A 25,766-nucleotide genomic window follows, 5' to 3' on the forward strand; every position below is an offset into this window, starting at 1 on the left:
CATTTAAATAAGATTGGCATGAACGACATTTCCAGAAAACTCCCCGTTCCGCTCGATGGCGGCGCTCTCGACATTGCCGCAGATAAACGCGCCCTGCTCCGTGACCTTTTCCCGTCGGTCTTTACCGAGACAAAGAACGATCACGACGAGCTCGTCTTTAGTGTCGATTTCGAAAGGCTGAAGGCGGAGTTGGGGGCCTTCACGGAGGTCTTCGAATCACGAAGGGAGCGTTACGGGATGGACTGGCCGGGCAAGAAGGACTGCTTGAAGACTATTCAACACCGGTCATACGCCACACTCAAACCCGTTCCGGAGGAGTCTGTTCGGTGGGACAGCAGCGACAACCTCTTTATAGAGGGTGACAACCTCGAGGTCCTCAAGCTCCTGCAGAAGTCGTACTACGGCAAGGTCAAAATGATCTACATTGACCCGCCGTACAACACCGGCAATGAGTTTATCTACCCTGATAACTACTCCGAGAGCCTCGAGACGTATCTCGCCTACGCGAAACTCACGGACGAAGAAGGCAAGCGTTTCGCCACGAACACAGCGAGCGAAGGGCGCTTCCATACAAAATGGCTCAACATGATGTATCCGCGTCTTTACCTGGCGCGTAACCTTCTTACCGAGGATGGGACGATTTTCGTGTCGATCGACGAGCACGAGATCGAGAACCTCAACCGGTTGATGGACGAGATCTACGGAGAATCGAACCGTATCGCCACCATTGTTTGGAAAGGCGCCACAGACAACAACCCGACTAGGGTTGCCGTTGAGCACGAGTACATCGTTTGTTTCGCGAAGGATATCTCCAGATGCCCCGCCGTTTGGAAGAGCCGGGTAAGCGACGCAAAGGACATGATGCTAGCCAAGTACGAAGAACTGCGCCCCGTGTACTCCAGTCCAGGGGTGATCCAGGAACACTTCCGCCGATTCATCAAGGACAACTCCGAATCGCTCGCGTCCATCACGCACTACAACCTAGTCGACAATGACGGCGTATATACAGGATCTCGGAAGGTCCATAACCCGAAGCCGGGCGGATATGTCTACCGGGTCGAGCATCCTGAAACAGGCGAAAACTGCGTCTTGCCAGCTAATGGGTACCGATTTCCCGAGGAGCGGATGAAGGAGCTTATTCAGCAGAAGAAGATCATTTTCGGTGACGACCATACCCAAATCGTACAGATCAAGGAATACCTCAAAGACTTCGAGGAGAAATTGTCGAGCGTCATCCACTTGGACAGTCGTGCCGGCGCTAACGAGATCGGCCGTCTGCTGGGAAATCGAAAGGTGTTCACAAACCCCAAGCCTTACGAACTGCTCGCGTACATCTTCGATTTTCAGTTAGACAACGGGGACATCCTTCTCGATTTCTTCGCCGGCTCGTGCGCGTCGGCCCAAGCCGTCATGGATTTGAATGCCAGGGATGGGGCCAAACGCAAATTCATCATGGTCCAGCTTCCCGAGCGCTTGGACGCGAGCGTCAAGGAGCATAAGGAGGGGCTAAGTTTCTGTCGGGACAACGGCCTTCCTGAGAACATCGCAGAAATCAGCAAATCGCGCCTGCGGCGCGCCCTCGACCGCTATTCCGGAGAGGATGCACGCCAGGCAGAGCTTACTTCTTCCGATGCTGACCTCGGTTTCCGCGTTTTCAAGTTGGACAAGTCGAACTTCCGCCGATGGCAACAGATTGGAGCGAACGCTACGGTCGACCAGATCGCTGAACAACTTGAACTCCATGTCGAGCACGTCGATCCCTCGGCCTCCCAGGAAGCCCTTCTCTTCGAGATCCTGCTGAAAGCCGGCTTCCGCCCAACGGCGAAGGTAGAAACCGTGGAGATGGCCGACCTTCCCTTGTATTCAGTAGCAAGCGGCGCGCTACTGATCTGCCTAGCCCACAGGATCACGAAGGAACTGATCGATGCTGTCGCCGCAGCAGAACCGATGCACTTCTTCTGCCTCGATTCGGCCTTCGGCGGCAACGACCAGCTAAAGGCAAACGCTGTTCAGACCTTCGCCGCGCGCAACCAGGGCCGCGAGAAAGCCTCGCAGATCGTATTTCGCACTGTTTAACCCAGGGCTCTACGATGAAGCTCAAATTTGACTCAACGCTGGAGTACCAGCACGACGCGTTCAACGCCGTAACGGACCTGTTCGAGGGAATGGCGTTCAGCCAGGATAGCCATTCCGTCACGCTCGGAACGGAAACGATGTTCGGCGGCGAACATGCCGAGCTTGGGATCGGCAACATAATGCCGTTGGCTCCGACGCAATTTCTTGCAAACTTGCAGTCTGTCCAAGCACGCAACAACGTTCCGAAATCCCGAGCCTTGATCGAAGAAGGCGGCCCGTACGATTTCCCGAATTTCTCCATTGAAATGGAGACCGGTACCGGGAAGACCTACGTCTACCTGCGCACTGTGTTTGAATTGAACCGCCTCTATGGTTTCCGGAAATTCGTCGTCGTCGTCCCGTCAGTCGCGATTCGCGAAGGCGTCACGACTTCTCTCGTGCTGATGCGGGACCACTTCCGAGATTTGTATGACAACGTCGCGTTCGACAGCTTCGTGTACAACTCGAGGGATCTGAGCCGCGTCCGGCAGTTCGCCGTAAACAACGAGATCCAGATCATGGTGATCAATATCCAAGCCTTCGCGAAGGATGCGGAAAAAGCTGGAAATGTGATCCATCAGGAGCAAGATCGAATGTCGGGCCGCAAGCCGATCGACTTCGTGCGGGCAACGAACCCGATAGTCATAATTGACGAGCCGCAGAGCGTCGATACCACCGCGAAATCCCAAAAAGCGATCGCTGGACTAAATCCGCTCCTCTGCCTGCGCTACTCGGCGACGCACGTCCACCCGTACAACCTGCTCTACCAGCTCGACCCGATTCGGGCATATGACCTCCGGCTAGTCAAGCAAATCGAAGTCGTGGATGCGAATCCCGTACGGGACTTCAACCGGACGATGGTCCGCCTCGACTGGATTGGTTATCCGGGAAGGGCCAAAACGCCTCAGGCCAAGGTCACGGTTTTCGAAGATACCTCGAACGGACCGCGGGAGAAACCAGTCACGCTCAAGCACGGCGCGGATTTATCCTTGTTCACAAACCGCTCCGACTACGAGGGGTATCAGGTCACCAACATCAGCGCCGAACCGGGAAGCGAGTATATCGAATTTGGAAATGGGCAGATCCTCGAGCTATCGCGGGAAACGGGGGGCATGGCCGACGAGCGCATGAAGAATCAGATTCGACAAACCGTCGAAGAGCACTTCGCCAAAGAGAAGAAATTTAAGGCGCTCGGGATCAAGGTCCTGTCGCTGTTCTTCCTCGACCAGGTCGGCAGCTACCGCCAGTATGACGACGAAGGGAACCGGTGCAATGGAAAGGTCTCTCAGTGGTTCGAAGAGATCTATGCAGAGGTCGCTGCCAAGTCAATTTACCAGGGCGTGCTCACCTACTCAGCCGAGCAGGTTCACGACGGCTACTTCTCGGCAGACCGCAGGAAGGGCAAGGTCGTCACACTTCTGGACACGAGCGGCAGCACCGCCAAGGATGACGAGACGTACGAGCTGATCATGAAGGACAAAGAACGGCTGCTCGACCCGGAGGAGCCACTCCGCTTCATCTTCAGTCATTCGGCACTCAAAGAAGGCTGGGATAACCCGAACGTCTTTCAGATCTGCACACTCCGGGAGATGGGAACTGAAAATGAACGCCGCCAGACGCTCGGCCGCGGACTTCGCCTTCCCGTCAACAAAGACGGGGACCGGATCTTCAACGAACAGATCAACCGCTTGACGGTCATCGCGAACGAGTCTTTTCAAGACTACGCCAAGGGCCTTCAGGCCGACATTGAAAAGGCCATCGACCCGGACGGAAGTTTCCGTTTTGGTCGGGTTCCGAAACTGGCGTTCACTCCTCTGCTCAACCCGGAAGGAACTGCCCAACTCACCGAGGAGCAATCCGAGGCAATCTGGAAGCACCTTGTGTCCAAAGGGTTCCTCGACCGAAACGGCGACTTCGAAAGTGCCTTCAAGCCGAATTCTGAAGGCTTCACCCTGAATCTACCCCTGGATTTTTCCGCCGAGGGATTCGAGGCTGCCGTGGTAGGCCGTCTCAACCGATTCGTCCCCCGCGACTTCGTTAAGGACGCCCGAATGCGCGAGTCAGTCAAGTACAACAAGCGGGTCGAACTCAATCCCGAGTTCCAGATTCTCTGGGAAAAGATCAGTCGGAAAACTCGCTACTCGGTGGAATTCCAAACCGACGAGCTGATCGCGAAGGCTATCTTAAAGATGCGAGACATGCCTGAGATCAAGGCCGTCCGGATAGAAGTCACGAAACGATCAGTCGACATCACCGAAGCCGGGGTGGACGGCGGGCTCGTGACGAGCAACCGCACATATGTCGTGGCCAACGAGCAGCCGCTTCCGGACATACTTGCATTCCTTCAACGCGAAACCGAGCTCACGCGCGGAACGCTCGTACGTATCCTTAAGGATTGCGGACAACTCAACTACTTCGGGATAAATCCGCAGGCCTTCATGACGGAATGCGCCAAGCTAATCAACCGAGCCCTCCACGAACTTATTGTTGACGGGATCAAGTACGAGCCGATTGCCGGTCAGGCATACGAAATGCGCCTGTTTGAAGAGGCAGAAGTTGAGGAATACCTCGACAGGCTGTACGCGGTGAAAGAAAAGGCCGGAATTCTCCCGGACGGCACCGAAGTGCCAAGGACGCCGTATGACTGGATTTCTTTCGATTCGGAAGTGGAGCGGACGGTGGCCGAACGGCTCGACGGGGATCCCCAAGTAAAGTTCTTTTGCAAGCTCCCGCGGGGATTCAAGGTTCCGACGCCGATCGGCAACTACAACCCCGACTGGGCGATCGTCCTCGAGGACGATGGGAAACTTTACCTTGTCCGCGAAACGAAGAGCACGCTCGATTCCGACAAGCTCCGCGACAGTGAGAACCGGAGAATAAAGTGTGGTAAAGCACACTTCAAGGCGCTCGGCGTTGACTTCAAGGCGGCGACGAACATCCATGAGGTACTGACTGGAGCTGCCTAATTCGTCGCGCCGCGCTCTGCGGCGCTAGTCGCTCACAGTAACCCGTCAGCACCATGAAAGTGATTGCGGGCGATTTACCCAGAATGATCGACGAGAAGGCAGCATGGGTTGGAAGGCGGTGTTCCAGTTCGATAATCAAACGTCCGCGGCGGCGATGGAGCAGCAGGGGTGCGCGGCCGAGTTCAGCGGGGCTACCCACCGCACAAAAAGGCGGCGCAACTGGCGGAGTCAGGGTGGCGAGCAACGTGGGCCGCGGTGGATTAGCAAGCGAGCGTGTAGGGAAGGGACGAACTTCGCATGCGGCTCAATGCTGACCAACAGCAGCAAGTCCAACTGGACCCTCGAAGAATTGCAGTGGACCCTTCATCCAGAAGGCGACACGAATGGGATGGCATGGCGCGATGGTTCCTCGATCAAGTTCATCAGCAACCCGCCCTGCTTAAGAAGGGCCAGCAGCATCCTACTTGAAACGTTCGTACGGACCGGCCATGGAATTCGTTCCCGCTAAGAATGCTACCGCTACTTGCGTAGCCGCCCGCTTCGAGCCCGAAGTGCACCAATTCGGACTCTGTTGGCCGCAGCTGTCGCCTCGTCATTTTTTTGAGCAGAGTGTTGAAAAACCTCTGCCTCCGAGAGAACCTGGCGGCCTACAGCTTTATCATTTAGGGACGGCAGTCCGACAAAACATGAGAGCGAGAGGGTAATTTGCAAAAATCGTCGAACAATCAGTCTACATTTGGGAATTCGCTGAGTGGGAGGCTGCTAGCTGATTTGCGTCGTGCGAACACCGAGGCAGCTAAGAAGGAGCGGTTCTTGCAATATCTCTCCGCCGTCTTCGCGCACGACCTCGGTGCGCAGGAACTAATCGCCGCACTTTCACTCGGTGCTGAGAGGACCGTAGCCAACGTTGTTCGTGGCGGCAAAGCGAGCCGCGGCCGGGCAGACACCCAGACGAATACCGTCATTGTGGAATGGGAAAAGGACCTGTCGCGTACCGGTGAGCACGCTATGGAACAGCTAGAGGAATATCTTGCGGGTAACTGGCGCTCCGGTCAAGAATACCGCTTCATTCTTATCGCAACCGACGGAATCAAGTGGCGAATATATGCCCCTGATTGGTCCACCTTGGAAATGGGGCAATTCTCTCTAACATCAAATTATTCACTCCGAGAGATTAGAAAATTTGATCTAACCGAGGAATCCCTGGGCGAATTCCCGTTTTTTCTCGATGAAATTCTGTTCGCATCTCAGCCAAAGATTGCGACCCTAGAAAGTATCCGTTCCGATTTTGGTGATACGTCATCTACGTTCATCAATTCAATCAGTTTCTTATTTGACTGCATTAAAGATTTTTCTCACCACTCAGAACTTCAGGTGGCACTTGATCAGTGGAGAAAATTTCTTAGCGTTGCTTATGGACGGTTCGATGCTTCACCGGGAATGTTCCTCGTTCACACGTATCTATCTATTTTTGCAAAATTAATCGCGTTTTCGGTCATAGCGGAGGAAACCGCCAGAGGGGATCAAAGAGTTAAATCCATCCTCAGCGGAAAGGAATTCGCGAAATTTAACGTTGAAAGATTTATCGAGGACGACTTCTTTCATTGGGTAAACGCTGAGCCCTATTTTTCCCGCCTAAAACCTGCCTTCCGCGAAATTAATAATCGGATCGGCGAGTACGACTTGACTGATGTTCGGGAAGACATTCTCAAGGGTGTTTATCAAGAACTTGTTGATTTAGATACTCGTCACGCACTCGGAGAATATTACACACCGGACTGGCTGTGTGAAAAGATCGTCGAAGAAACCCGATTTACCGAGACGTATCGAGTATTAGACCCCGCATGTGGCAGCGGGTCATTCCTGCGCGCCGCAATCGCGAAGATGCGAAATGAATCGCCTCAGATTGACGCTACCACAATATCGAGAAGAGTTGTGGGAATCGACATTCACCCGCTTTCGGTACAGATCGCAAAAACGACGATCATCATCGCGATGGGGAAGCTGATTGCCCAATCAAATGACCCAGTAACGTTGCATATTTATTTGGCAAACTCCCTACTGGTCCCGGAAACATCGGCCGACTTATTTGAATCCACATTCAAAGTTAGCGTTGACAACCGTCAGTACTCTCTAAATGTGGCTAGAATAGCCGGCCCAGATGAATTTGATTCCCTCATTACATTTTGCGACGATCTGGTGAGACAGCATGAAGGCTTGATTGCCCAATCGAGGTTTTTCAAGCTGGCGACTTCCGCATTGGATGGGGCTACCGACCAGCTCAAGCACGATTTGTATTTCGTGTACAGGGGCATGAAGGAAGCAAGCATTAACGGGCGCGACTCGATTTGGAAGTTTATTCTTCAAAATAGCTATAAGCCTGTTTTCTTGCGCGGTCAGTTCGATCTAATTTTGGGAAATCCGCCATGGTTAACGTATGCGGACGTCACCAATTCCGATTATCAACAGATGCTAATGGGATTGGCAGATCACTATAACGTCACCCCCCCAAAAAGGGCTGATATCCCACACCTCGAAATCGCCGCGATCTTTGTTGCACACTCGGTCAATTACTTTCTGAAACCTAGTGGAACACTTGCATTCGTACTGCCAAGGAGCTTCGTTTCTGCTTCCCAACATGAAAATATTCGGAGAGGAACCGTAAGCAGCCTCGAGTTAAAGGAATTGTGGGACTTGAACGACGTAAGTCCACTTTTCCGTGTTCCCTCATGCGTTATGTTCTTCAAACACAGCGCATCGGATAACCTCCGGCGGCGAGTTTCTCTTCCGACTTTTCCTGGGAAGCGACTGGAAGGAAAGCTACCTCGCGAGCATCTACATTGGGGGAACGCTACAAGATTCATCCGCCTAGAAGACGTTTCATGGCACTTGTCTACGTTAGGTGCGTCGGGCGCACGCTCGGCGTTTACTGTGGGCGGGTCCACGCAGTCAATAGGCACTAATGCATATGAGAAGAAATTCTCGCAAGGGGCGACGGTTGTTCCACGCAATTTCTTTTTCATTGATCTGGAAACGGATTATGATGGTGGCGGCTTTGTCGGGCGCACTTGGTCTGTCAGAACCGCCACGGCAGCGGCCCGAGAGGCAAAGGCGCCTTGGAAAAACCATTCCCTAACGGGTCGAATTGAGGGCGACTATATCTTCAGGACAGCCATCGCAAACAATCTCGTACCCTTCGCGCTTTTCTCCCCCCCCATCGTGGCACTTCCAATTACTGAGAATGGGTCAGATCAGGAAGCCACTTCATTCAGTCTCTTAAATAATGCCGATCTTTTGGGTAGGCGTTCAAGATACGCCGCGGCTTGGTTCTCTGAGGCAGAACACCTCTGGGATAAGCACCGCACGGAGAAAAATAGGAAAAACGGAATTGGACTGCTTCGATGGCTAAATTGGCAAAACAAATTGACCGATCAGAATCCATCTGCGCGATACCTTGTTATCTATACGTCTTCGGGACAAGATGCCTGCGCCGCGGTGGTAGACCGACAGGATTTTGATGCGCCCTTCATTGCCGAACACAAGACATATTGGGCTGAGTTCGGGACCAGAACAGAAGCCGACTATGTGTCAGCATTCATTAATTCTGATTTTGCTAACTTTCAGATTAAGGATTTTCAATCTAGAGGACTTTTCGGAGCGCGTGATATTCATAAGCTGATCGTAAAGGTACCGTTCCCTCGATATGACGCCAGCAATGAGATGCATAAGCGACTCTCTGCACTTGGCCGGAAGTGTGGTCAGTCGATCAGCACGTACCTTGAGAAGGAGATCGCCCATGATGCATCCGCCCGAGGACTTGGACGTTTACGAGCTCGGATTCGGGAAATGCTGTCTGGAGAGATGCAAGAAATAGACGAGATCGTATCGGTGCTGTCTACAGGACGATCCATTGACGCTGCGGCTCGCCGAGGAAAAAAAAGAAGCCGCCAGCCCCGATTGCCTGGACTGTTCGACTAAGCGGGCTGATTGGCGCAAGTGGATGTCTGGCGTAATTGCGCGCCCGCCCAAGTAGCGCCAACAGTTGGGGCACGCCGCGGCTGGCTAGGGTAGTCGTGCCTGCAGCCGCGTCGTACGCCTGATTGGATTAGATATGCGAGCTCTCGACGACAGCAGCGCCTCCAGCATTGAGTCAGACGATCTAATCCTTCGGCTTCCATGACAAGGCGGCCGACGTGCGTCTGCGCCAGCAAGGGGTCATCGTACTTTCCATGCAAAAAATGGCGGTAGCGGACCGCAGAGCCGCCCGCAGCAAGGTTTCTCGGTGCAATCAATCACGGGCCGACGGTGCATCCGTAAGTCCTTGATAGCCAAAAGCTTTCGGGGTCATACCGCCAGAAAATGCACGGAAAGTACGATGCCCCCACCTTCAGTCCAGTCGCTAACTGTTTGCCTGAGCGGGTCAGTCCAGAACTCGATCGACTGCGGAGAACATACCCCGCCTGGCCTTCGCGCGGGCGATGGTCATTTCCCGACTCGACAGCCTCGAGCCAGGCGAGATCACAGCGATGCTTGATCTCCACGAGCGGCTATCGGCCGGCTAACGCTGGAGGGCGGCTGCGGTGCCGGCTTGCTGAGACGGCGATCCGGGCGCTTCCAACTCAGCTTCGCCAAGAAGCGGCGCCATGCCGACTGCGGCTGAGAGAACAGCCAGCGCTCGGTGTCGGCGCCGTCTTTGCGTCCGAGGACCGCGACAAGGGACTCGACGGCCAGGCAGTATTTCTCGTAATCGTCTTCGGTCATCGTCCGGTCGATAGCGGCAGGTTTGCTGGCCGCGACAAGACGGATGTAGTTATCCGCAGCGATCGCGAACACAGGCTCGCCGTCTGCACCTACAGTCCAGTTGGCCCGGTTCAGCGCCAGGATGGACTTGGCGAGCCACTGGTCCAGGATATAGGCGCCCGAGCACCCGAAGAAGAACATCACCTTCGTAAAGAAGGACGGGCCCATGCCTTCGAGTTGGGCGGACGCGATCAAATAGCGAAATGCACGGTAGGCCTGCCGGCGAGTCATCGTCGGCAGTTTTTTGGCGAGCGCTTCAATGGCAGGCACGCACGCCCAGAGGGCGCAGCCGGTCGCCTTCCTGCGGGACCTTCCGCCAAACGCCATCATCGCTGCGAAGCGCCACTTGAAGGGGACATCAGTGCGTGCGCAGAAGTCGAGGAGTTCGTACCGGTTCAGAGGGCGATAAAGCTCGGGAAAGCCAGATTGTTTGGCGGCCTCCAGAATCGACGTTTCGGGCAGCTTCAGCCGTTCGAGCCATTCGATCGCCGACAAGGCGATCCAGTCCACCGGATCATGGTCCGGGTCCAACAGACGCTCGAGAACGTGCTGTGCCACCCAGATCGGAGGCTGGACTTGTGGCGTCGAATTTGCGGGGGTGGGGTGCGACAAAGGCATCGTTGTCTCCTTGCGGAAATAAGCCGATAGCTGTGTCGCAGGCACCATGCCCGCGATCCAAGACAGCCATCGGAAGGACTCTTGACGATGCGGGCGTAAGTGTGCCGGCATCGTCAAGAATCCTTCCTATATGGGCTATCGATTCGAAGGCCTGACGAAGTGTCAGACTGGGCTGTGCATGCCCTCTACACCAACTTGATGTAGTCGAACCCTATGGACCGCGATGCGGTGTCTTTGCCTGCTTCCCTAGGAAGGGAACGTAAGAATAGCCTAGTTCGCGGCGAAGTCAAGCCTGCCGCTCTGCGATGCCCGGGAATCTGGTGGCCCGCGCGTGGCAAGCGGGCCATCGCATCGGCGACTCAAGTGCCGCGACGCAGGGAGAACAGGTCGCGCAGTTCCGCGTTGCTGAGGCTTCCCAGCGACTCGTCGCCGGCTCCCACAGTCAAATCCGCAAGCGCGCCTTTGCCTTGAATCATCTCGTTGATCCGTTCCTCGAAAGTCCCTTGGGTAATGAAGCGATAGACCTGAACATTCGCATGTTGCCCAATGCGCCAAGCCCGATCACTGGCTTGATTCTCGGCGGCGCGATTCCACCACAAGTCGTAATGGATTACGTGGGAGGCGGCGGTCAGGTTCAAGCCCGTGCCGCCGGCCTTGAGCGTAATCAGCATGATGCGCTGCACCGGGTCGGTCTGAAAGCGCTCGACCATGGCATTGCGTTGGGTGGTTGTGGTGCCTCCATGCAGGAAGAGCGGAGCAAGGCCGTATCGCGACTGGTGCCAATCGGCGAGAATCTCGCCCATCTCCCGGAATTGGGTGAACAGGAGCACCTTCTCGTGGCGCTCATAGATGGAGTCGAGCAACTCAAAGAGCGCCTCGGATTTCCCCGAGTGCAAAACCCCAGACTTGAGATACTGGGTCGGGTGGTTGCAGATCTGCTTGAGTGCCATCGTCATCCGGAAGACGAGGCCGTGGCGCGAGATGCTAGCCTCCGCGTTTTCGAGCGCTTCCAGTTCGCTATCCAGCACCCTCTTGTACAGGGCCGCTTGTTCGTCTGTCAGGGCGCAGTAGCGGTCCTGCTCGATCTTGTCTGGGAGATCGTTGATGATGGTCTTGTCGGTCTTGAGGCGACGCAGCAGGAGCGGTGCCGTCACGCGTTTGAATTGATCCACGACGCTATGATCCCCGTGCACCTGGATCGGCGTCGCGAACTCCTTCTCAAACTGTTTCAGCGTGCCCAGGTAGCCCGGATTGACAAAGTCAACGATGCTCCAGTAGTCCGCCAGGCGGTTTTCCACTGGCGTCCCGCTCATGGCGATGTGGTTGGTGGCCGGGACGGACTTGAGCGCCTTGGTTTGTGCCGCGGCTGGGTTCTTGATGTTCTGCGCTTCATCGGCGACGAGCAGGTGCCACTGCATGCCGGCGAGCATGGCTGCGGACCGCCGAATCACCCCGTAGGTAGTAATCGTGACGTCCGGGCGGTCGGCCTTGAGCTCACGCTTTGCGCCGTGAAAGATGCCGTACGTGAGGCCGGGGGCAAAGCGCTGGATCTCTTTCGCCCAGTTAGTCAGTAGCGTCGTCGGGACGACCACGAGCGCCTTGTGGGCGGCGACAATCATTTTGTCCGGCGTAGCGACAAACATCTTGGCCGGTGGCGGGAACTCGGAGGCGGCGTAGCCGCCGGAGAGTTTCCGCCACCGGCGGCGCCGAGTTGGCCGGGTTCTACGATGGCTGATCGCATCAATAAGCGGTCAGTCCATGTCTGGAACCCGTATTACCGACCAACAGGTTAGCCTCTACATGTCCAAACGCAAACAGCATACCCAGGAGATTGCCGCTGCCAAGGCCGGCATCAGTGTGCGCAGTGCCCGGCGTATCGAACGTGATAGCCAACTGCCTTCGCAGAAGCCCCGCCGTTACTGGCGCTCGCGGCCCGATCCATTCGTCGAGGTCTGGGACACCGAGGTCGTGCCGATGCTTGCTAGCGAGCCGCGCCTGCAAGCCATCACCATTCTGCGCAAGCTCCAGGACGACCATCCCGACCAATACCCTGACAGCATGCGCCGCACGCTCGAACGGCGCATCAGCAAGTGGCGGGCTGTGTCTGGACCGGCCAAAGAAGTCTTCTTCCCACAGGAACACGCGCCGGGGATCCGGGCACTGTCGGACTTCACCGATATGCAGGCGCTGGGCATCACCATCTCCGGCGTTCCATTCCCTCACCGCCTGTATCACTTCGTGTTCGCGTTCTCGCGCTGGGAGTACGCCCAAGTGGTTGAAGGCGGAGAGAGCTTCGAGGCGCTGTCCTCGGGCTTGCAGAACGCGCTCTGGCAGGCCGGCGGCTGCCCGCGAGAACATCGCACCGACAGCCTCTCGGCGGCGTTCAAGAACCTGAAGGAGCAGGAGGACTTCACAACGCGCTACGAAGCCCTGCTGGACCACTATGGGATGACCGGCACCCGTAACAACCGCGGCCTGGGCCACGAGAACGGCAGTGTGGAATCATCCCACCGCTATCTGAAGGAGGCTGTCGACCAGGCACTGATGCTGCGCGGCCACCGGGACTTCGAGGATCGAGCCGCCTATGAGGCGCTCCTGCGCGAGGTCGTGATGCGTCGTAACCGGCGTCATGCAGCGGCGTTCCGTCTCGAGCGCGAGCAGTTGACGGACCTGCCTCCCCGGCGCACGACGGACTTTGCCGAAGAGGAAGCGCGTGTCACCCGTTGCAGCACATTCACCGTGCGCGGCATCCTCTACAGCGCGCCGTCCCGCCTGATTGGTCACCGTCTGAAGGTGCGTGTGTACGGCGACCGACTGGACTGCTACCTGTCCGGAGCCATGGTGTTCAGCACTCCTCGGGGCTCCCACGCCGCGCACAGCACCCGCCGCGCTATCGACTATCGGCACTTCATTGAGGGGCTCAAACGTAAGCCGCAGGCCTTCAAGGGCCTGGCGTTCCGGGACGATCTGTTCCCTCGGGAGGCCTATCGGCGAACCTGGGAGCAGCTTGATGCCCGGCTGTCGCAACGCGACGCGTGCAAGACGATGGTTGGCCTGCTTGAGCTGGCGGCCATGGACGGTATCGAAGCCGTGCTGGCCGTGCGCCTGGAAGCCATGTTGGGCGATGGTGATCTGCCGGATCTGGAAGCGCTGCGCGAGGAGTTCTCGCCGCGGCAAGCCGATCACCCCGTCATCCATGTCCAGATGCCGGCGACCAGTTGCTACGACGCCCTGCTGGGCCAGGGGGTCGCAGCATGAACGCGCCGCTCCCAATTGATGCCGCCCGCCTGACGTTGATGCTCAACGAACTGCGCCTGCCCACCATTGGCCGGCTCTGGCCAGAGTTCGCACAGCGCGCCGACAAGGAAAGCTGGCAGGCAACCCGGCTGCTTGGCGCCTTGCTCGAACACGAACTGGCCGAACGGGCCAAGCGGCGTATCGAACGACACCGAACCGAATCCCGCCTGGATCCAACCAAGACGCTGGCTGCCTTCGACTTCAGTGCTGTGCCCATGGTCTCCAAGGCGCACGTGATGGCACTGGCGAGCGGTGATTCCTGGCTGGAGAAAGGTGCCAATGTGTTGATCTTCGGCCCGCCGGGCGGTGGGAAGAGCCACCTCGGATCGGCCATCGGGCATGCCCTGATCGACGCTGGGTACAGGGTACTGTTCACGCGTACCAGCGAGATCGTCCAGAAGCTGCAGGCAGCCAGGCAGAGCCTGCAGTTACCTGCAGCCCTGGCCAAGCTCGACCGCTTTGACCTGATCATCCTGGACGACCTGTCGTACGCCCGCAAGGACCAGGCCGAAACCAGTGTCCTATTCGAACTGATCGCCGAGCGCTATGAGCGGCGCAGTCTGCTGATCACGGCCAACCAGCCGTTCTCAGGCTGGGACAACGTGTTCCCTGACCCCGGCATGACCATCGCCGCGATTGACCGACTCGTCCACCATTCGACGATCTTTGAAATGAACGTCGAAAGCTACCGTCGGCGCACCGCAAGCGACAAGCAGTCTGCTCGCCGACGACAATCATCCAGCGACAACGACAATCACCGCGACATCGATAACGGAGCGACAACCATGACCTAACACTCACCGACAATCATCCCGGCCAACCGGCCAAAATGATTGTCGCTGGACCGGCCGTCCTGCTTGACGCTATCTAGCCTTGGCCGCATCGAGCGCGCCAACCTGCTTGAGCGCGAGAATCGCGGCAATGACCTGGAGGGTCTTGCCCAGTCCCATGTCATCCGCAATGACGCTCCCGAAGCCGATGCAAGCATTGCGAAAGAGCCAATTGAACCCGCGCTCCTGGTAGGGGCGCAGTTGTGCTTCCAGCCCGTCAGGCAACGAGCATGGCTCGATATCCTGCAATTTTCGGAGGATCGCTTCGGCGTTCTTGTCTCGCGCGATTGCCGCGCCATCAAGCTCTCCGGCGATGGCGATGCGTAAAAGTTCCGGAGCTGTCACCTTCGGGGGCGCAGCGAGGGCAGCGCTTAGGCTGGCGAGTTCCTTGGGATCCAGATAAACGTATTCGTCCTTGATCCGCAAGACACCACTCGCGCCTTGCACGAGCTGCTCGAACTCACGCTTGCCGAGAATGTGATCGCCGATTGCGATCTGCCAGTCAAACGAGAACAGGTCGTCAGCCCGGAACCAACTGACGGTACTCGGCGGTTGCCCGGCAATTCGCATGGAGAGCTTCGGCCGCAACAGCGCTTCCATTCCCTTCGGCAAAAGCGAGCGAATCCCCATCAGCCGCAGCACGGGCAGCGTGTCATTCAGCCATGACGGCAACTGCGCCGAGGACACGGCGATCGGCGTCCTGGCCTCCCTTTGTACGTAGTCGTTGATGGGAGGGCAGTGCTGGTCGAGCACAGAGATTGTCTGCAGAACCGCATAGCGGTGCTTGCCCCATTGATTGTCTGCGATGACGGTTGCCAAGGCTGTTGGTTCCCGGGTCGGGTGCTCTCTGTCCTGGACGTCAATGTCGACCGTGAAGCCCGCCCCGATATCGTCCACCCGCAGGACGGGCGAGAATCGCCGCTCGGCGAGATGGAAGGCGGAGAGGGAGGTTTGAATGGCGCCCGGGATAGCGCCCTCGCCGGGCCGGTCGAAGTGGGCGTAGTTGTCAGTGAAGAACAGCCCAAGGATCATGTCGCCGTTAGGCGAGCCAGCCCATGTGCGGACATAGTGCGTGAGCCATACGGAGCATAGGTGCAGGGCTCCTGCATACCGCTCCACCGTCTTCCGTGGGCGTGACTGGCCATCGACGGTAAGTAGGCGCGGTGGCAGTGCCACGGCGTGAACTACACCTTTCACCTGCTCGTCCGCGATCGCGGGCAACCATCGCACCCCTGCGACGTTATTGGTGTGGGCATAGATCTGGGGTGTGACCGCTCCCTTGCTAAGCAGGTGCAAGGTCACCAGCCGGAGTTGATAAAAGGCCGCCACCTCCGGCTGGTAGTCGGGTAGGTCGCTTGCCTCAATACGTGCTAATGCACCCAGGAAATCCGACGGCGCGGTGGCCCGAGTCACTCCGCTCATCGCTGCACCAAGTGTCGATGGCCACACCAGGCCTTGGCGGATATGTGGCTTGTCGTAGGGGAGAATCGGCGAGTAATCGTCCTCATCCCTCTCGCCGGCCAGGTTCTTAGCGGCAGTCTTGGCGACCCTAGCGAGACGGCTGCGGACCGCTTCCCGGAAATCCCCCTTGGAAAAGAGAAACTTGGATGCTCGGGCAGCAACCGACTCAGCGGTTCGAGCAGGTCAGGGATCGAAGAACAATCGATCGGTTTGAATTCGGTGACTTGCGCCTGCTCCTCCCGCTTTTCCCCTCGACGTACTGGCGCCGCCATAGGTAGCAGATCGGACAGCGTGGGCACTGGCCGGTTCACCTCGTTCTGGATGCTGAGCCGGCAATCATCGAGCGCACTGACCAGATCCAGCCCGCGAAGGCTGAACACCAAGAAAGGGTCTCGGTCAATCTCGGCGCTCAGGACGTAGATAACGGCCGCCAGGTGTTTGCAGGGGACCGCCCAATCCGGGCACGAGCAGGTCATCCGAAGATCGCGCCACCCGGTTGGGAAGACATTGATGCCTTCCTTTTGGCTGAGCCCGAGTACCGCCGGGTCCAGTTTCACGATTAAGCAACCGCCCGATGAGCGCCGGGTTGCCGGCAATGGCCTTAAAAAGGCTGTCCCGATCCGCGCGCTGAAAGGGCGGGATGTCGATTTTGACTTTGTATGGTTCGACGCGCGAGCCTTGGACGCGTGCGGTGACCGAACTACCGGACACCTCCATGGAGGTCACGGCGCCGTTTCGCACGTAGGCGCGGCCGCGCGGCAACCGGTTCTCGTGGTCAATATGCTGCAGGGCGTTTAGCCAGCGTTCGCCCCACCACGTGTTCCCGAATTTCGTTCTTGTTGCCACTAGATCTACCGGATGCACAATCGAGCACGACAAGTATGCCGACGGCGCCGCTACAAGCAAGCCTCCTCCATTTAGAAGTGTCTAAGGCGGCACGTTAAGATATACCAACTCCTTTTTCCGCCTAGGTGCGGAATCCCGCCGCCAGGTCGCCCAATAGATCCTCCACGACACGCTCTTCGGCGCAGACTGACTACGGAGCTTCATCATCGTGGTCAATTCCGGCTCCCAGGTTGCTAGGACAGGTTCGCCGGTGGCGGGGAAGTCCTTGTCGCGGGTCGCAGCAACCACGCGCTCGTATTCTGCGGCACCAAATCTCCAGGCGTTCGTGCCATACGCCCGCATGACGTGGTTACCTATACGAATGCCTTCCCAATCGTAGTCGCCGTGGTAGTGCAAGTCGGCGCCGCTACGCTTGAGGCTGGTGAGAAGATGCCGCTGCGCCGCAGCCGGCATGCCATCGGTGCAGACGAGCGGGGCACACGATGCACCAAGGGCGTTGGCCGCGATGGTAACGACCTCTGGGTTCTCGCAAACGAAAACGGCGATCCCCGCGACTTCCCATGTTTCGGGATTACGCACTAGCTGGCGTAGGGTCAGATAGCCGGGCTCGCCACGCATGAATCTGCTCCTGTCGGAGGGACGCATCGGGAGGTTCAGGCATAGCGCGGGCCGGGCCAGCTCGTTGACCAGTACGCCGGCGCGGGCCCAGGTATCGCGCGCGCGCTCCTCCGCCACCTCGTCGGCGGTGCGGGTCGTGTCGTCATTTTCGTCGTCGGGTGTTGTGGACGACTGGCGTAACACGGCGAGGACCAGGGACGCGATTGGCCTGTTGCGATCCAGTGCGTGGGCATCACCGTGGGTCTCGGCCGCCAACTGGGCAAGTGGCACGCCCTTCAGGGGTAGCCTCTGGAGGACCTCGGCCGCATGGCGACAGAGGATTCGCGCACGTTCCGGGCTTCGCGTTGACAAGCGCTTGATCAGTCCGCGCCCCAGGCTGGATTCCAAAAATCTTTGCAGGGGCGGGTCCTGGCAACTGTCGGCCACACCCTCCCACGCGAGCCTTTCGTCGGTGCGGGCCTTTTCCTTGTTGACGATTGGCCCATCCAACATTTCGAGCGCAATCCGCAGGCTTGGCGCGAGCCCGGCTCGGTGTAATGCCCAGTCGACGTCCTCGAGGCAAAAGGAAATGGAGTCGGCATGCCGGTACGGGCGCCCGAGAATCAGGCGGAGCGTCTCCATATGGGCAGGGGGGAGTCCCCTCAGATTGACTACGCCTGCAATGGGTGCTTCGGGGCGCTCGCGCTCGAAGACCCTGCGCAGGCGCGCCCGTAGCGACGCCCGGTCATCGCCACCGAGAAGGTTGTGAAGGCGAGGAGAGGGCGCATCAGTCATTGCAACGTCGTGGGATTGCTACGCCCGGTAACCTGTCGCCGTTGTTTTCCATCCCACTTCCAACGCGAGACAAAGACCGCATCCACGCCGGGCGCCCGTTGCAGTTCGCAGATCGATACGCCTGGGAACGCTGGATAGCATGCCCATTCACGTTCGCTGGTGATCATGAAATCCAGATCGAACATCTGGATCAGCTTGGCGCAGTCCCCACGCGCGTGGTCGTCAATGCCGGCGAACGCCTCATCCAGCAAGATCAATCGCGGGGCGAGTTGGCCCGCGCTCTGGTTGTAGAAATTGGCCACGGCCGCAATCATCGGCACAGTCAGGCCCAGTGCCCGTTCTCCACTGGATGCCGGGTCGGAAATCGACTTCCATCCGCCGTTTTGAGAGCGCTGAACGCGGAAGCGGTGCCAGAGACGATAGTCCAGTGCTCTTGCGAGCCGGTCTGCCGATTTTTGGCCATAGGAGTCCGGGTTCTCGTTCTCCGCTTTGATGCGCTGGAGGAACCAATCCCCGATCTCCTTGCGCTCGTCTTCTGTTAGGAGTTCTGCGCTTTTTTGGAGGAGGATTGTACGCAGGCGCTCGAAGTTCGCCGTTGAGCCGGCGTTGTCCTTGGTCGGCTCCCACTGAAGCTTGAACTTGACTCCCGTCGCGGTCGGATACTTGTCCAGTTCCCTGTTGATCTCATGCACCTGCTTTTCGGCGGTCCTAAGCAGCCGATGAATCTCGATGGCGATGTCCTGCTTGAGATGCTGCTCAAGGATCTCTTGCTCGCGCACACTCAGCAGGTTTTCGCGCCTCACAATCTCCTCATCCAGAAGGATAAGCAGAGCGTGCGGCTGTTCCTCCTTCCCTTGGAAGACAATCCTTACCGAAATGCCTGAATCAGACTGGGTGCCGTGGGCCTCATGACCGAGTGCATTGAGCGCATGATCCAATTCGCGAAACTCGGTATTGATGACGCTTTGTGAACGCCTCCACGCCTCGTCGGTGTCTTCGAGGTTGCTCAATTCCTGCTCGGCCTTGCGCGCGAGGCCCAAGGCTGCATCGACCGCCCATGGCCGCGTGAGATCGGGAATGTCGATGGCAGGGAGCGCTGCAGGAATCAGACCGGCCTCCGCAACTTGCTTGAATGCATCGATGGCCCGAAACCGATTGTCTGCCGCCTCCTTCACCTGGGTCTCAGCGGATGTGAGCGCCTCGTTCGCAGCACCTTCCTCTTTTGCCGCCGCAACTTGTTTGGCATTTGCCGCGTTATAGGCGTCAGTAGCAATGCTGAGAGCATGCCTCGCCGCGGTAATCAACTCTTCGTATTGATCAACACGCATGCCTATCGTTTCCCGCAGAACCGCAAGTTGGGCTTCCGCGCGTGTGTCGTCAATCTGGCATTGCGCGAGGATCGCCTCCTGTTTGGCGAATTCCTGGCGACAATCGTCTTCATGGCGTGAGGCAGTTTCATAATCCCGCCACGCCTGTCGGATCCCGTACACTAGGTGGTCAAGCCCATGGAATTTCGGATCCAACTCGGTCAAGGAATCCTCGACGGCCGTGAGACCCGACGGCTCGACGGGGAGGCCCATGTCCGTCGCGGCTTCCAGCCGCCTATTAACGGCTTGCTGCAACCTACGTTCGGCTTCTTGGCAGTCGGTATCTGCACGTGAAAACTCCGCCTTTGCGCTGTTCAGGCTCTCCGTGGCGCTCTTCACCGCCAGATGTGCGCGGCGTAGCCCGACATCGCTGGGGATGTCCTCGAGCTCTTTCCTGACTTGCTCCTGTTCCTGGACAGCCGTATTGATCTGTTCGCGCAGCGAAGTTCGTTCGGCACCAAGCTCCTTTTCAGCCTCATCGATGAGGGAAAGACGCGCTGCCCGTGCCTGGGCTCTTGCCGCCGTGCCGATATAGGCAGGCGCGGGTTTCGTCCATGCGCCCGCCAGCGACGCAAGGCGGTACCGCCCGCTGGGCGAGAGCCACGCCTCACCACCGGGATCGTTGTCTGAACAGGCGATTCCGGCGAGTAACCGCTCGACGACGGCCGTCGGCACGTCGCATTCCGGCGGGATGCTCGGTGCGAGAAGGGTCTTCAATGGCGATTGTGCGACCGACGACCGTTGACTCCAGTTGGCGTCCAGAGGCAAAACCTTGCCTTCGGCGTCCGTGATCGCGCCGTTAGGGCTGACCCACGCGTCAAGTAGTCCTGAGCCCTCCAGCGCTGCCTCGATTCCGGCGCGTTGTTCCGGCCGTACCTTCGGCTTGAAATCAACAAGCTTCCAGAAAGGTGCGCCAGGTCGGCCTGAGCGAGCCTCATAGTCACGGGTGTATTGTGGGGGAGGAGGGATATCAACGCCGGCGACCAACTTTTCTCGCTCGCCCTGCAAGTCGGCAGCCAAGCGTTCGTTCGCCAGCCACTTGAGCTTGATTTCCGCCTCTTCCTTGGCAATCTGTTCGACAGCTTCTTGCTGTCCCGACAAGAGCGCAGTCAGGCAGGGATTCTTTTCCTCTAGCCGCTGAATCCACTCCGCCAGTCTTTCCATGTTGCCATCAACGTCCACCTTAATCCGACGCAGCCCTACAAAATGGCGTTGCCACGCATCGAGGAGGTCGTCCGAGGCAGCGTCCAGTTCATTGTCGGCCTGTGAGAGGCGCTCTTCCGCGGCTTTCTTCGCGCTCTCCTTGTCGTGGCGGAGATCTCGAAACATCTCGAATTTGTTCTGCGCGGTGTTCACGACGCCATGCATTCGGCGCATCTCCGAAATCTGGCTGCGCCGCACGCCGGTTTCGGCAAAGAGCGCGGTCTTCGCAGCAAGGATCGCGGCGTCATCGGCCCCCACCAGATCCGTCGCTTCACTGCTGATGAGTCGGTTGTTCGCAATCGCTCGGCTCACGCCGGCAAGACCCGCAATGCGTGTGACGTCGTGCCGGATGTCGGCAATCTGGTGCCCCATCTTGTCAAAATGGTCTTTTCGCTCGCCTGCAACCGTGTGGGAGGCGTCTAGCTTGCGGCGTCGTTCGTCGAGTTCGGTTGCGGCTTCGTCCTTTGCCTTCCGGCGCTCTGCCGCATCCTCCGCAGCCATCGCCATCCGATAGGAATCCTTGTTGGCTGGATCATCTCGTAGGACGTTCACGCGAGTTTGCTGTCGTTCCTTCTCTGAATTGGTGGTGGTGAGTTCAATCTCCACGCGGGCCTGGGCTGCGATCGCGGCGCTCACCCGGTCAGTGGCGGCGTGGCGGGTAGAACTTGCCGTCTGGAAGTCCACATGGGCCTGACGAAGGAGTCTTCCTTTGCGCCGGGTCTGCATGCCGGCGTAGGTACGATAATGGCGCTCGAACTTTGCCACGGACCTCCGCAGCTCATTGAATTTCTCAAGTTCGTCGTGGTGCTCATCAAGCAATACCAGTGCCTCAGATACGTCGTTGACGAGGTTGGCTGGTAGAGGCGTAAGGGATTGGGTGAGGGCATTGGAGAGCAACTGCTCATCGGGGCGTTTGCTCAGTTGCGGTTGGCGCAACTGAATCAGCGTATTCATCAAGGCGTCGTACCGCGTCGTGCCCACCCCGAACAGACGCTCATCGACCGCGTCGCGGTAGCTTTGCGTCGTATCAAATACGCGCCCCCGGTAAGCCAGCACCTCTCGCAGCCCGTCTTTGGTGAGTGCACGATTGCCGTTGCCAATGAGGGAGAGGTCATCGTTGACCCTCCCAGCGACGCCGGCATCGATCATGAAGAACCAATGGTCCACATTGGGCCGGCGACTGTCCGCAGACAATCCGGCTCCCAACGTGACGTACTCGGGTTCATCGCCGTCACGTAACCTCCCGAATTCCATCCAGACATACCCAATGCGGCGGTCGATGCTCCCTTGGAGCAGGTTCCACAGCATCTTTTTCCCGGGGTCCGCGTCAGGCTCCATCCGGCTGGGCATCAGAAAGCCATCGAACAGGAACGGCATGGTCAGCGATAAGACCTTCGACTTGCCGGCACCATTGCGTCCGCGAAGGTTCAGCTTGCCATCATAGAAAGCGAACTCTTCATTGTCGTATAGGTAAATGTCAATGAGACCGATTCGCATCGGTTGCCAGCGGGACATCGTCGGCGTAGGGATCTCATCGTCGTGCCGGGGATCAGTGTGGTCGGTATCTTTCATCGATAGGCTCGCGTTCTGGCGGGTTTGCTGACTTTAGGTGTCCCAAGGGCGAATCTGGCAATGGCCGGAAGCGGGAAGACTCGCTCCCCGTCTTTCCCCACCAACTTCAGTTTCTCAAGCCGTTCGAGGGCTTCCTCGGCGAGCCATCGTTCAGCGCCGGGCTCACGCGCCTCCTTGCGCCAATGTGAGCCGTGTGTGGGGATGCAACTCCGTACGAAGTCTTCGATGTCCGTTATTGCCGAATAAGCAGCCAGTTCGTACGTGTCGCGCCTTGCCCGAATGTGTTTCTGGGAAAGGTACTCGGCAACAAGCAGGGTGATATGGCCAATCGTGCCGTCACCGCCCATTTTCAGATCTGTCATCTGACAGCGTTCATCGACGAGTGCGACGCCCTCCATGCGTTGCTCGGCGGACATCTCGATGGCATCGCACAATCGGGCCGCCATCAGGCCGCGTTGGGTGGCGAGGTAACTGTGGGTTTCCTTGTCAAGGTCAGCAAAGTAGATCACCGGGTCGTCGAGCAACCGCCGTGAAAGGTGATGGCGCATCGCCGTGCGACGCGCGTCCTCGTTGTCGAAGACTGTTTCCTTCGCGAGCCACTCCACACGCTCATCGGTCGAAATGGCGTCCCGAATGCCCGTCGACGGACCGCGCACCGCGGTAATGACTTCGTTCAGCAGCCAACGGTTAATGTCGTACAGCACCTCGGTGGACTGCTCGGCGACGTATTTGTCTTCGTCGCCGTCTACACGCTGGAGTACGCCTAGGGTCAGCAGGGTCCTGAGAACCGTGACCAGGTCCTGCCGCTCGGAACGGGAGGTTAGTTTCAGGACGAATCCGCGGGCGGTAAGCGCTTCGTCGGATGCTGCCAGGGTCAGCTTCTCGCCTAGATGTTGAAGCATGATCTGCGCTTGCGACCCATTCAAAATCGCGCAGACCAAGCAAAAAATCGCATAGCGCCGGCGGTCAAAGTCGGGAATCCCTCGAGTCCCGTCTTGGAAATCTGCGGGTATCTTGCGCAGTCTCGCGCCATTCGGTGACACCCTCAGATCCCAGCCTGTTTCGCGGCGCAAGAACTCCTGCAAACTCTTGGCGTGCCGTCGCACCAGCCCGAATTCGTCATGATCCGGGGACATCAACGGCGTCATCAGGATAGCGCGCATGGCGAGTCGCATTTCCTCGCGCTCATAGGCATGTGGCTTCGCGGCGATTTCAGAGGGGGCGGGCGCGTCGGCGCCAGACACGTTGTCTTCCTCGGTCATGACCAGGCAGGTGTTATGGTGATTAGGTGGTCTCGGCCGGCGAGCGTACCGCTTGGTGTTGAAATCTCAGCGTGAGTGTCCGCACCTAGCGGTTCAAGCCGCACGAGCAGTGATCCATCGCCGGTCAGGATGTCGGTGGGAGCGTCGGGGCCGATTTGGTGGTCGAGCGCCTCGCCTAGCAGTGCGAGGAAGAGGGCGAATTCGTTGGTATTCAGGGCGCCAAGCTCAGACAGCCGCATTGGTAGCGCCGTGGCAAAACGGCGCCTCGCTTCCGCAACCTGATTCGACTCGTCTTCCATCAACTGCTGGATGCGCCGCCGATCGGCGGAACGATCCTTGACACCTGGCAACTGACCGCGCTGTGGGCCGTCGCCCAACTGATACAGACGGGGGCAGATCCGGAGCGCCGGTCCCTCAGCCCACGGGGTGCTGGGCGGGACATATTCCTCTTGTGCCGTGTCCAGCGGTAGGTGTCGGGCCGGGTTCAAACCGAAAGCCACCCGCGCAAGTCGATGTGCGTCTGTCTCGCTATCGCATGAGAGAAACCATGCTGCTAGTGTGCGCAGGTCGGTGGAGCGGTCGCTGCGCCCGGTGCGGCGATCATTAATCTCCTTGATCGCGATGGCAAGCTGACGGATCGCTGACCGAGCCTTCTGGCGGAGCAGGTCGGCAGTCGATGGGTCATTGTTGGAATTGACAAACCATCCACGCAGGCCAGTCCATCGGTCCTTCCATTGCCGCCGGATGGCGAGGACTGCGTCAGTAGATTCCCACGTGCGACGGGCGGCGTCTTGCTCAGCGTCTTGCTCGGCGTCGGGTGCGGCGTCTGGCGCCAGGCGCTCTGCAACCGCGAAGAGCATGCTCTCTATATGGCTATCAAGTGCCTGGATGAGATCGGAAATGGTGTCACCGCGGCGCGCGAGGTCGCTCACGAACCGCTCGAGGTAGTCGATCAGTTGCTTCTTGTAACGCTCGACGTTGTTGACCTCGACGTCGCTCGGGTTAAGGTGCCGATCCACGCCAGCCATGAAGGCGGCGGCGTTCTCCGTCATCGTGGCAAACACACCCGTCAACTCTCGCAATGTCGATCGTACTTTGTCTGCATCCAGCTCCTTGCTACTAGTGAGGGCGACAAGGGCGCGCAAAAGTTGTTCGATATCCGCGAGAGCCACCGTCTGAAGCTCCGCGCGTTGTCGAAGGACTTCGTCGTAGCGCTGCAAGGCCGCCTCGACGGCCTCGCCGGGCTTTGAGAGGCGGTAGATCTTGTAGTTGCGCTTGAAATCTGCGATGGAGGACCAGCGCGCCATGTCCTGCTGGGCCTCGAGGTTTCCCCAGCGCACCAGCGCGTCTAGGTGCTGGGTGAGCTGATCGATGTCCGGACGGGCAATACCGGCCGGCAGGGCGATCTCGGTGAGAACCTCGTCGGGACGAAGTTGGAGGCGATACTGTGCCTTCGCCTTCGCGAACACATCCATAATCGCGCGGTAGATCGTCGCATGGTCCGCGCTGACATGGCTAAAGAGTTGGCCTCTTCTGGCATCCGCGAACGCGGACCTGGTCCCGTGCGCATCGAAGCGAAATGGAGATGCACCGTTTTCAGATGGGCCCGCGGTGGCCGGAGGCTCGACGTCCGATTGCGCCCCAGACGCGCCGGCCACGCTTGCCATATCAGCCATGGGGTTACGTGCGCCGCATTGGAGTAACAGAGAAGAGCGCGGCACGTTTGCTGTCGACGCGCCTTTCGAGCTTAGTCGCCCGCCGCGGCTGGCTCAACCTTTGTGCAGGCTGGAAATGTTCGTGTCCGCACCGATGGGTGACGTTTCGGGGGGAGCGGTGCGTGAAATGATGGTTCGTTAGGTTTGACAGCGCAGCACGGGGCGGCATTCAATCTCGCTGGATCGGGGCGCCAAGCGAGGTGCCGAGGCAGCGGCGTAAATGGCAAAAAGTGGGCGCCTTGAGTTGGAAGGTCGCCGGCAAGCGAAAAAAAAAGCGCTTACGTAGGTATGCCTTTGTTTTCGTTGCATGTGGTGCCCGCCG

The 25,766-nt window shown here is 58.3% G+C and carries 13 protein-coding genes; 5 read left to right on the top strand and 8 right to left on the bottom strand.

Annotated elements, in window-relative coordinates:
- From CBM2586_RS29205 to CBM2586_RS29215, 3 genes are all read left to right on the top strand, one after another.
- Nucleotides 1-2,076, top strand: a 2,076-nt coding sequence (locus tag CBM2586_RS29205; protein WP_240991407.1) for a site-specific DNA-methyltransferase, incomplete at its 5' end; no start/stop codon positions are given.
- A gap of 14 nt (nt 2,077-2,090) precedes the next feature.
- Nucleotides 2,091-5,081 (top strand): DEAD/DEAH box helicase family protein, encoded by a 2,991-nt coding sequence (locus CBM2586_RS29210; protein WP_012354402.1) that lies wholly within the window; start codon nt 2,091-2,093, stop codon nt 5,079-5,081.
- An 813-nt stretch (nt 5,082-5,894) separates the two neighbouring features.
- On the top strand, nt 5,895-9,059 hold the full coding sequence (locus tag CBM2586_RS29215) for an N-6 DNA methylase (RefSeq protein ID WP_115671136.1): 3,165 nt from the start codon (nt 5,895-5,897) through the stop codon (nt 9,057-9,059).
- A 540-nt stretch (nt 9,060-9,599) separates the two neighbouring features.
- Here the strand turns inward: CBM2586_RS29215 and CBM2586_RS29220 are convergent.
- Entirely contained in the window at nt 9,600-10,499 is a 900-nt protein-coding gene (locus CBM2586_RS29220) for a hypothetical protein (protein WP_018003842.1), read from the bottom strand.
- A gap of 359 nt (nt 10,500-10,858) precedes the next feature.
- Nucleotides 10,859-12,118: a DEAD/DEAH box helicase gene (locus CBM2586_RS29225; RefSeq protein ID WP_196813391.1), complete on the bottom strand. Its 1,260-nt coding sequence runs from the start codon at nt 12,116-12,118 to the stop codon at nt 10,859-10,861.
- Nucleotides 12,119-12,257: 139 nt separating this feature from the next.
- On the opposite strand from CBM2586_RS29225, the gene istA reads away from it, so the two are divergent.
- Both istA and istB read left to right on the top strand, forming a co-directional pair.
- The gene (gene istA / locus CBM2586_RS29230; protein ID WP_012354405.1) at nt 12,258-13,757 is read left to right on the top strand and encodes an IS21 family transposase; all 1,500 of its coding nucleotides are present in this window, start codon (nt 12,258-12,260) and stop codon (nt 13,755-13,757) included.
- Nucleotides 13,754-14,590 (top strand): IS21-like element helper ATPase IstB, encoded by an 837-nt coding sequence (gene istB, locus CBM2586_RS29235; protein ID WP_012354406.1) that lies wholly within the window; start codon nt 13,754-13,756, stop codon nt 14,588-14,590. The genes istA and istB overlap by 4 nt, the downstream gene beginning before the upstream one ends.
- A 69-nt stretch (nt 14,591-14,659) precedes the next feature.
- Here istB and CBM2586_RS29240 read toward each other — a convergent pair whose 3' ends face one another.
- The 6 genes from CBM2586_RS29240 to CBM2586_RS29265 all read right to left on the bottom strand — a co-directional run bounded on the left by CBM2586_RS29240 (nt 14,660) and on the right by CBM2586_RS29265 (nt 25,405).
- Entirely contained in the window at nt 14,660-16,048 is a 1,389-nt protein-coding gene (locus CBM2586_RS29240; RefSeq protein ID WP_018003936.1) for an SNF2 helicase-associated domain-containing protein, read from the bottom strand.
- Nucleotides 16,045-16,563 (bottom strand): SWIM zinc finger family protein, encoded by a 519-nt coding sequence (locus CBM2586_RS32710; RefSeq protein ID WP_081712770.1) that lies wholly within the window; start codon nt 16,561-16,563, stop codon nt 16,045-16,047. The genes CBM2586_RS29240 and CBM2586_RS32710 overlap by 4 nt, the downstream gene beginning before the upstream one ends.
- A 451-nt stretch (nt 16,564-17,014) precedes the next feature.
- Nucleotides 17,015-18,325: a TIGR02679 family protein gene (locus tag CBM2586_RS29250; RefSeq protein WP_012354407.1), complete on the bottom strand. Its 1,311-nt coding sequence runs from the start codon at nt 18,323-18,325 to the stop codon at nt 17,015-17,017.
- Complete coding sequence (locus CBM2586_RS29255; RefSeq protein WP_012354408.1) at nt 18,322-22,467, bottom strand: TIGR02680 family protein; 4,146 nt, start codon at nt 22,465-22,467, stop codon at nt 18,322-18,324. Before CBM2586_RS29255 ends, CBM2586_RS29250 begins: the two co-directional genes overlap by 4 nt.
- A complete protein-coding gene (locus CBM2586_RS29260; RefSeq protein WP_012354409.1) occupies nt 22,464-23,729 on the bottom strand; it encodes a TIGR02678 family protein in 1,266 nt (421 codons plus the stop codon). The genes CBM2586_RS29255 and CBM2586_RS29260 overlap by 4 nt, the downstream gene beginning before the upstream one ends.
- Nucleotides 23,726-25,405, bottom strand: a complete 1,680-nt coding sequence (locus CBM2586_RS29265) for a TIGR02677 family protein (RefSeq protein ID WP_020384426.1) — start codon at nt 25,403-25,405, stop codon at nt 23,726-23,728. Before CBM2586_RS29265 ends, CBM2586_RS29260 begins: the two co-directional genes overlap by 4 nt.
- Nucleotides 25,406-25,766: the final 361 nt, after the last annotated feature.

The organism is Cupriavidus taiwanensis (assembly GCF_900250115.1).
GTDB classification, from domain to species: Bacteria; Pseudomonadota; Gammaproteobacteria; order Burkholderiales; family Burkholderiaceae; genus Cupriavidus; species Cupriavidus taiwanensis_B.

Bases quoted from the DNA above. Each gene is read 5' to 3' on its own strand.
- CBM2586_RS29210 (WP_012354402.1), top strand. From the start codon at position 2,091: ATGAAGCTCAAATTTGACTCAACGCTGGAGTACCAGCACGACGCGTTC.
- CBM2586_RS29220 (WP_018003842.1), bottom strand. From the start codon at position 10,499: ATGCCTTTGTCGCACCCCACCCCCGCAAATTCGACGCCACAAGTCCAG.
- CBM2586_RS29225 (WP_196813391.1), bottom strand. From the start codon at position 12,118: ATGATTGTCGCCGCCCACAAGGCGCTCGTGGTCGTCCCGACGACGCTA.
- istA (WP_012354405.1), top strand. From the start codon at position 12,258: ATGTCTGGAACCCGTATTACCGACCAACAGGTTAGCCTCTACATGTCC.
- istB (WP_012354406.1), top strand. From the start codon at position 13,754: ATGAACGCGCCGCTCCCAATTGATGCCGCCCGCCTGACGTTGATGCTC.
- CBM2586_RS29240 (WP_018003936.1), bottom strand. From the start codon at position 16,048: ATGAGCGGAGTGACTCGGGCCACCGCGCCGTCGGATTTCCTGGGTGCA.
- CBM2586_RS32710 (WP_081712770.1), bottom strand. From the start codon at position 16,563: ATGACCTGCTCGTGCCCGGATTGGGCGGTCCCCTGCAAACACCTGGCG.
- CBM2586_RS29250 (WP_012354407.1), bottom strand. From the start codon at position 18,325: ATGACTGATGCGCCCTCTCCTCGCCTTCACAACCTTCTCGGTGGCGAT.
- CBM2586_RS29255 (WP_012354408.1), bottom strand. From the start codon at position 22,467: ATGAAAGATACCGACCACACTGATCCCCGGCACGACGATGAGATCCCT.
- CBM2586_RS29260 (WP_012354409.1), bottom strand. From the start codon at position 23,729: ATGACCGAGGAAGACAACGTGTCTGGCGCCGACGCGCCCGCCCCCTCT.
- CBM2586_RS29265 (WP_020384426.1), bottom strand. From the start codon at position 25,405: ATGGCTGATATGGCAAGCGTGGCCGGCGCGTCTGGGGCGCAATCGGAC.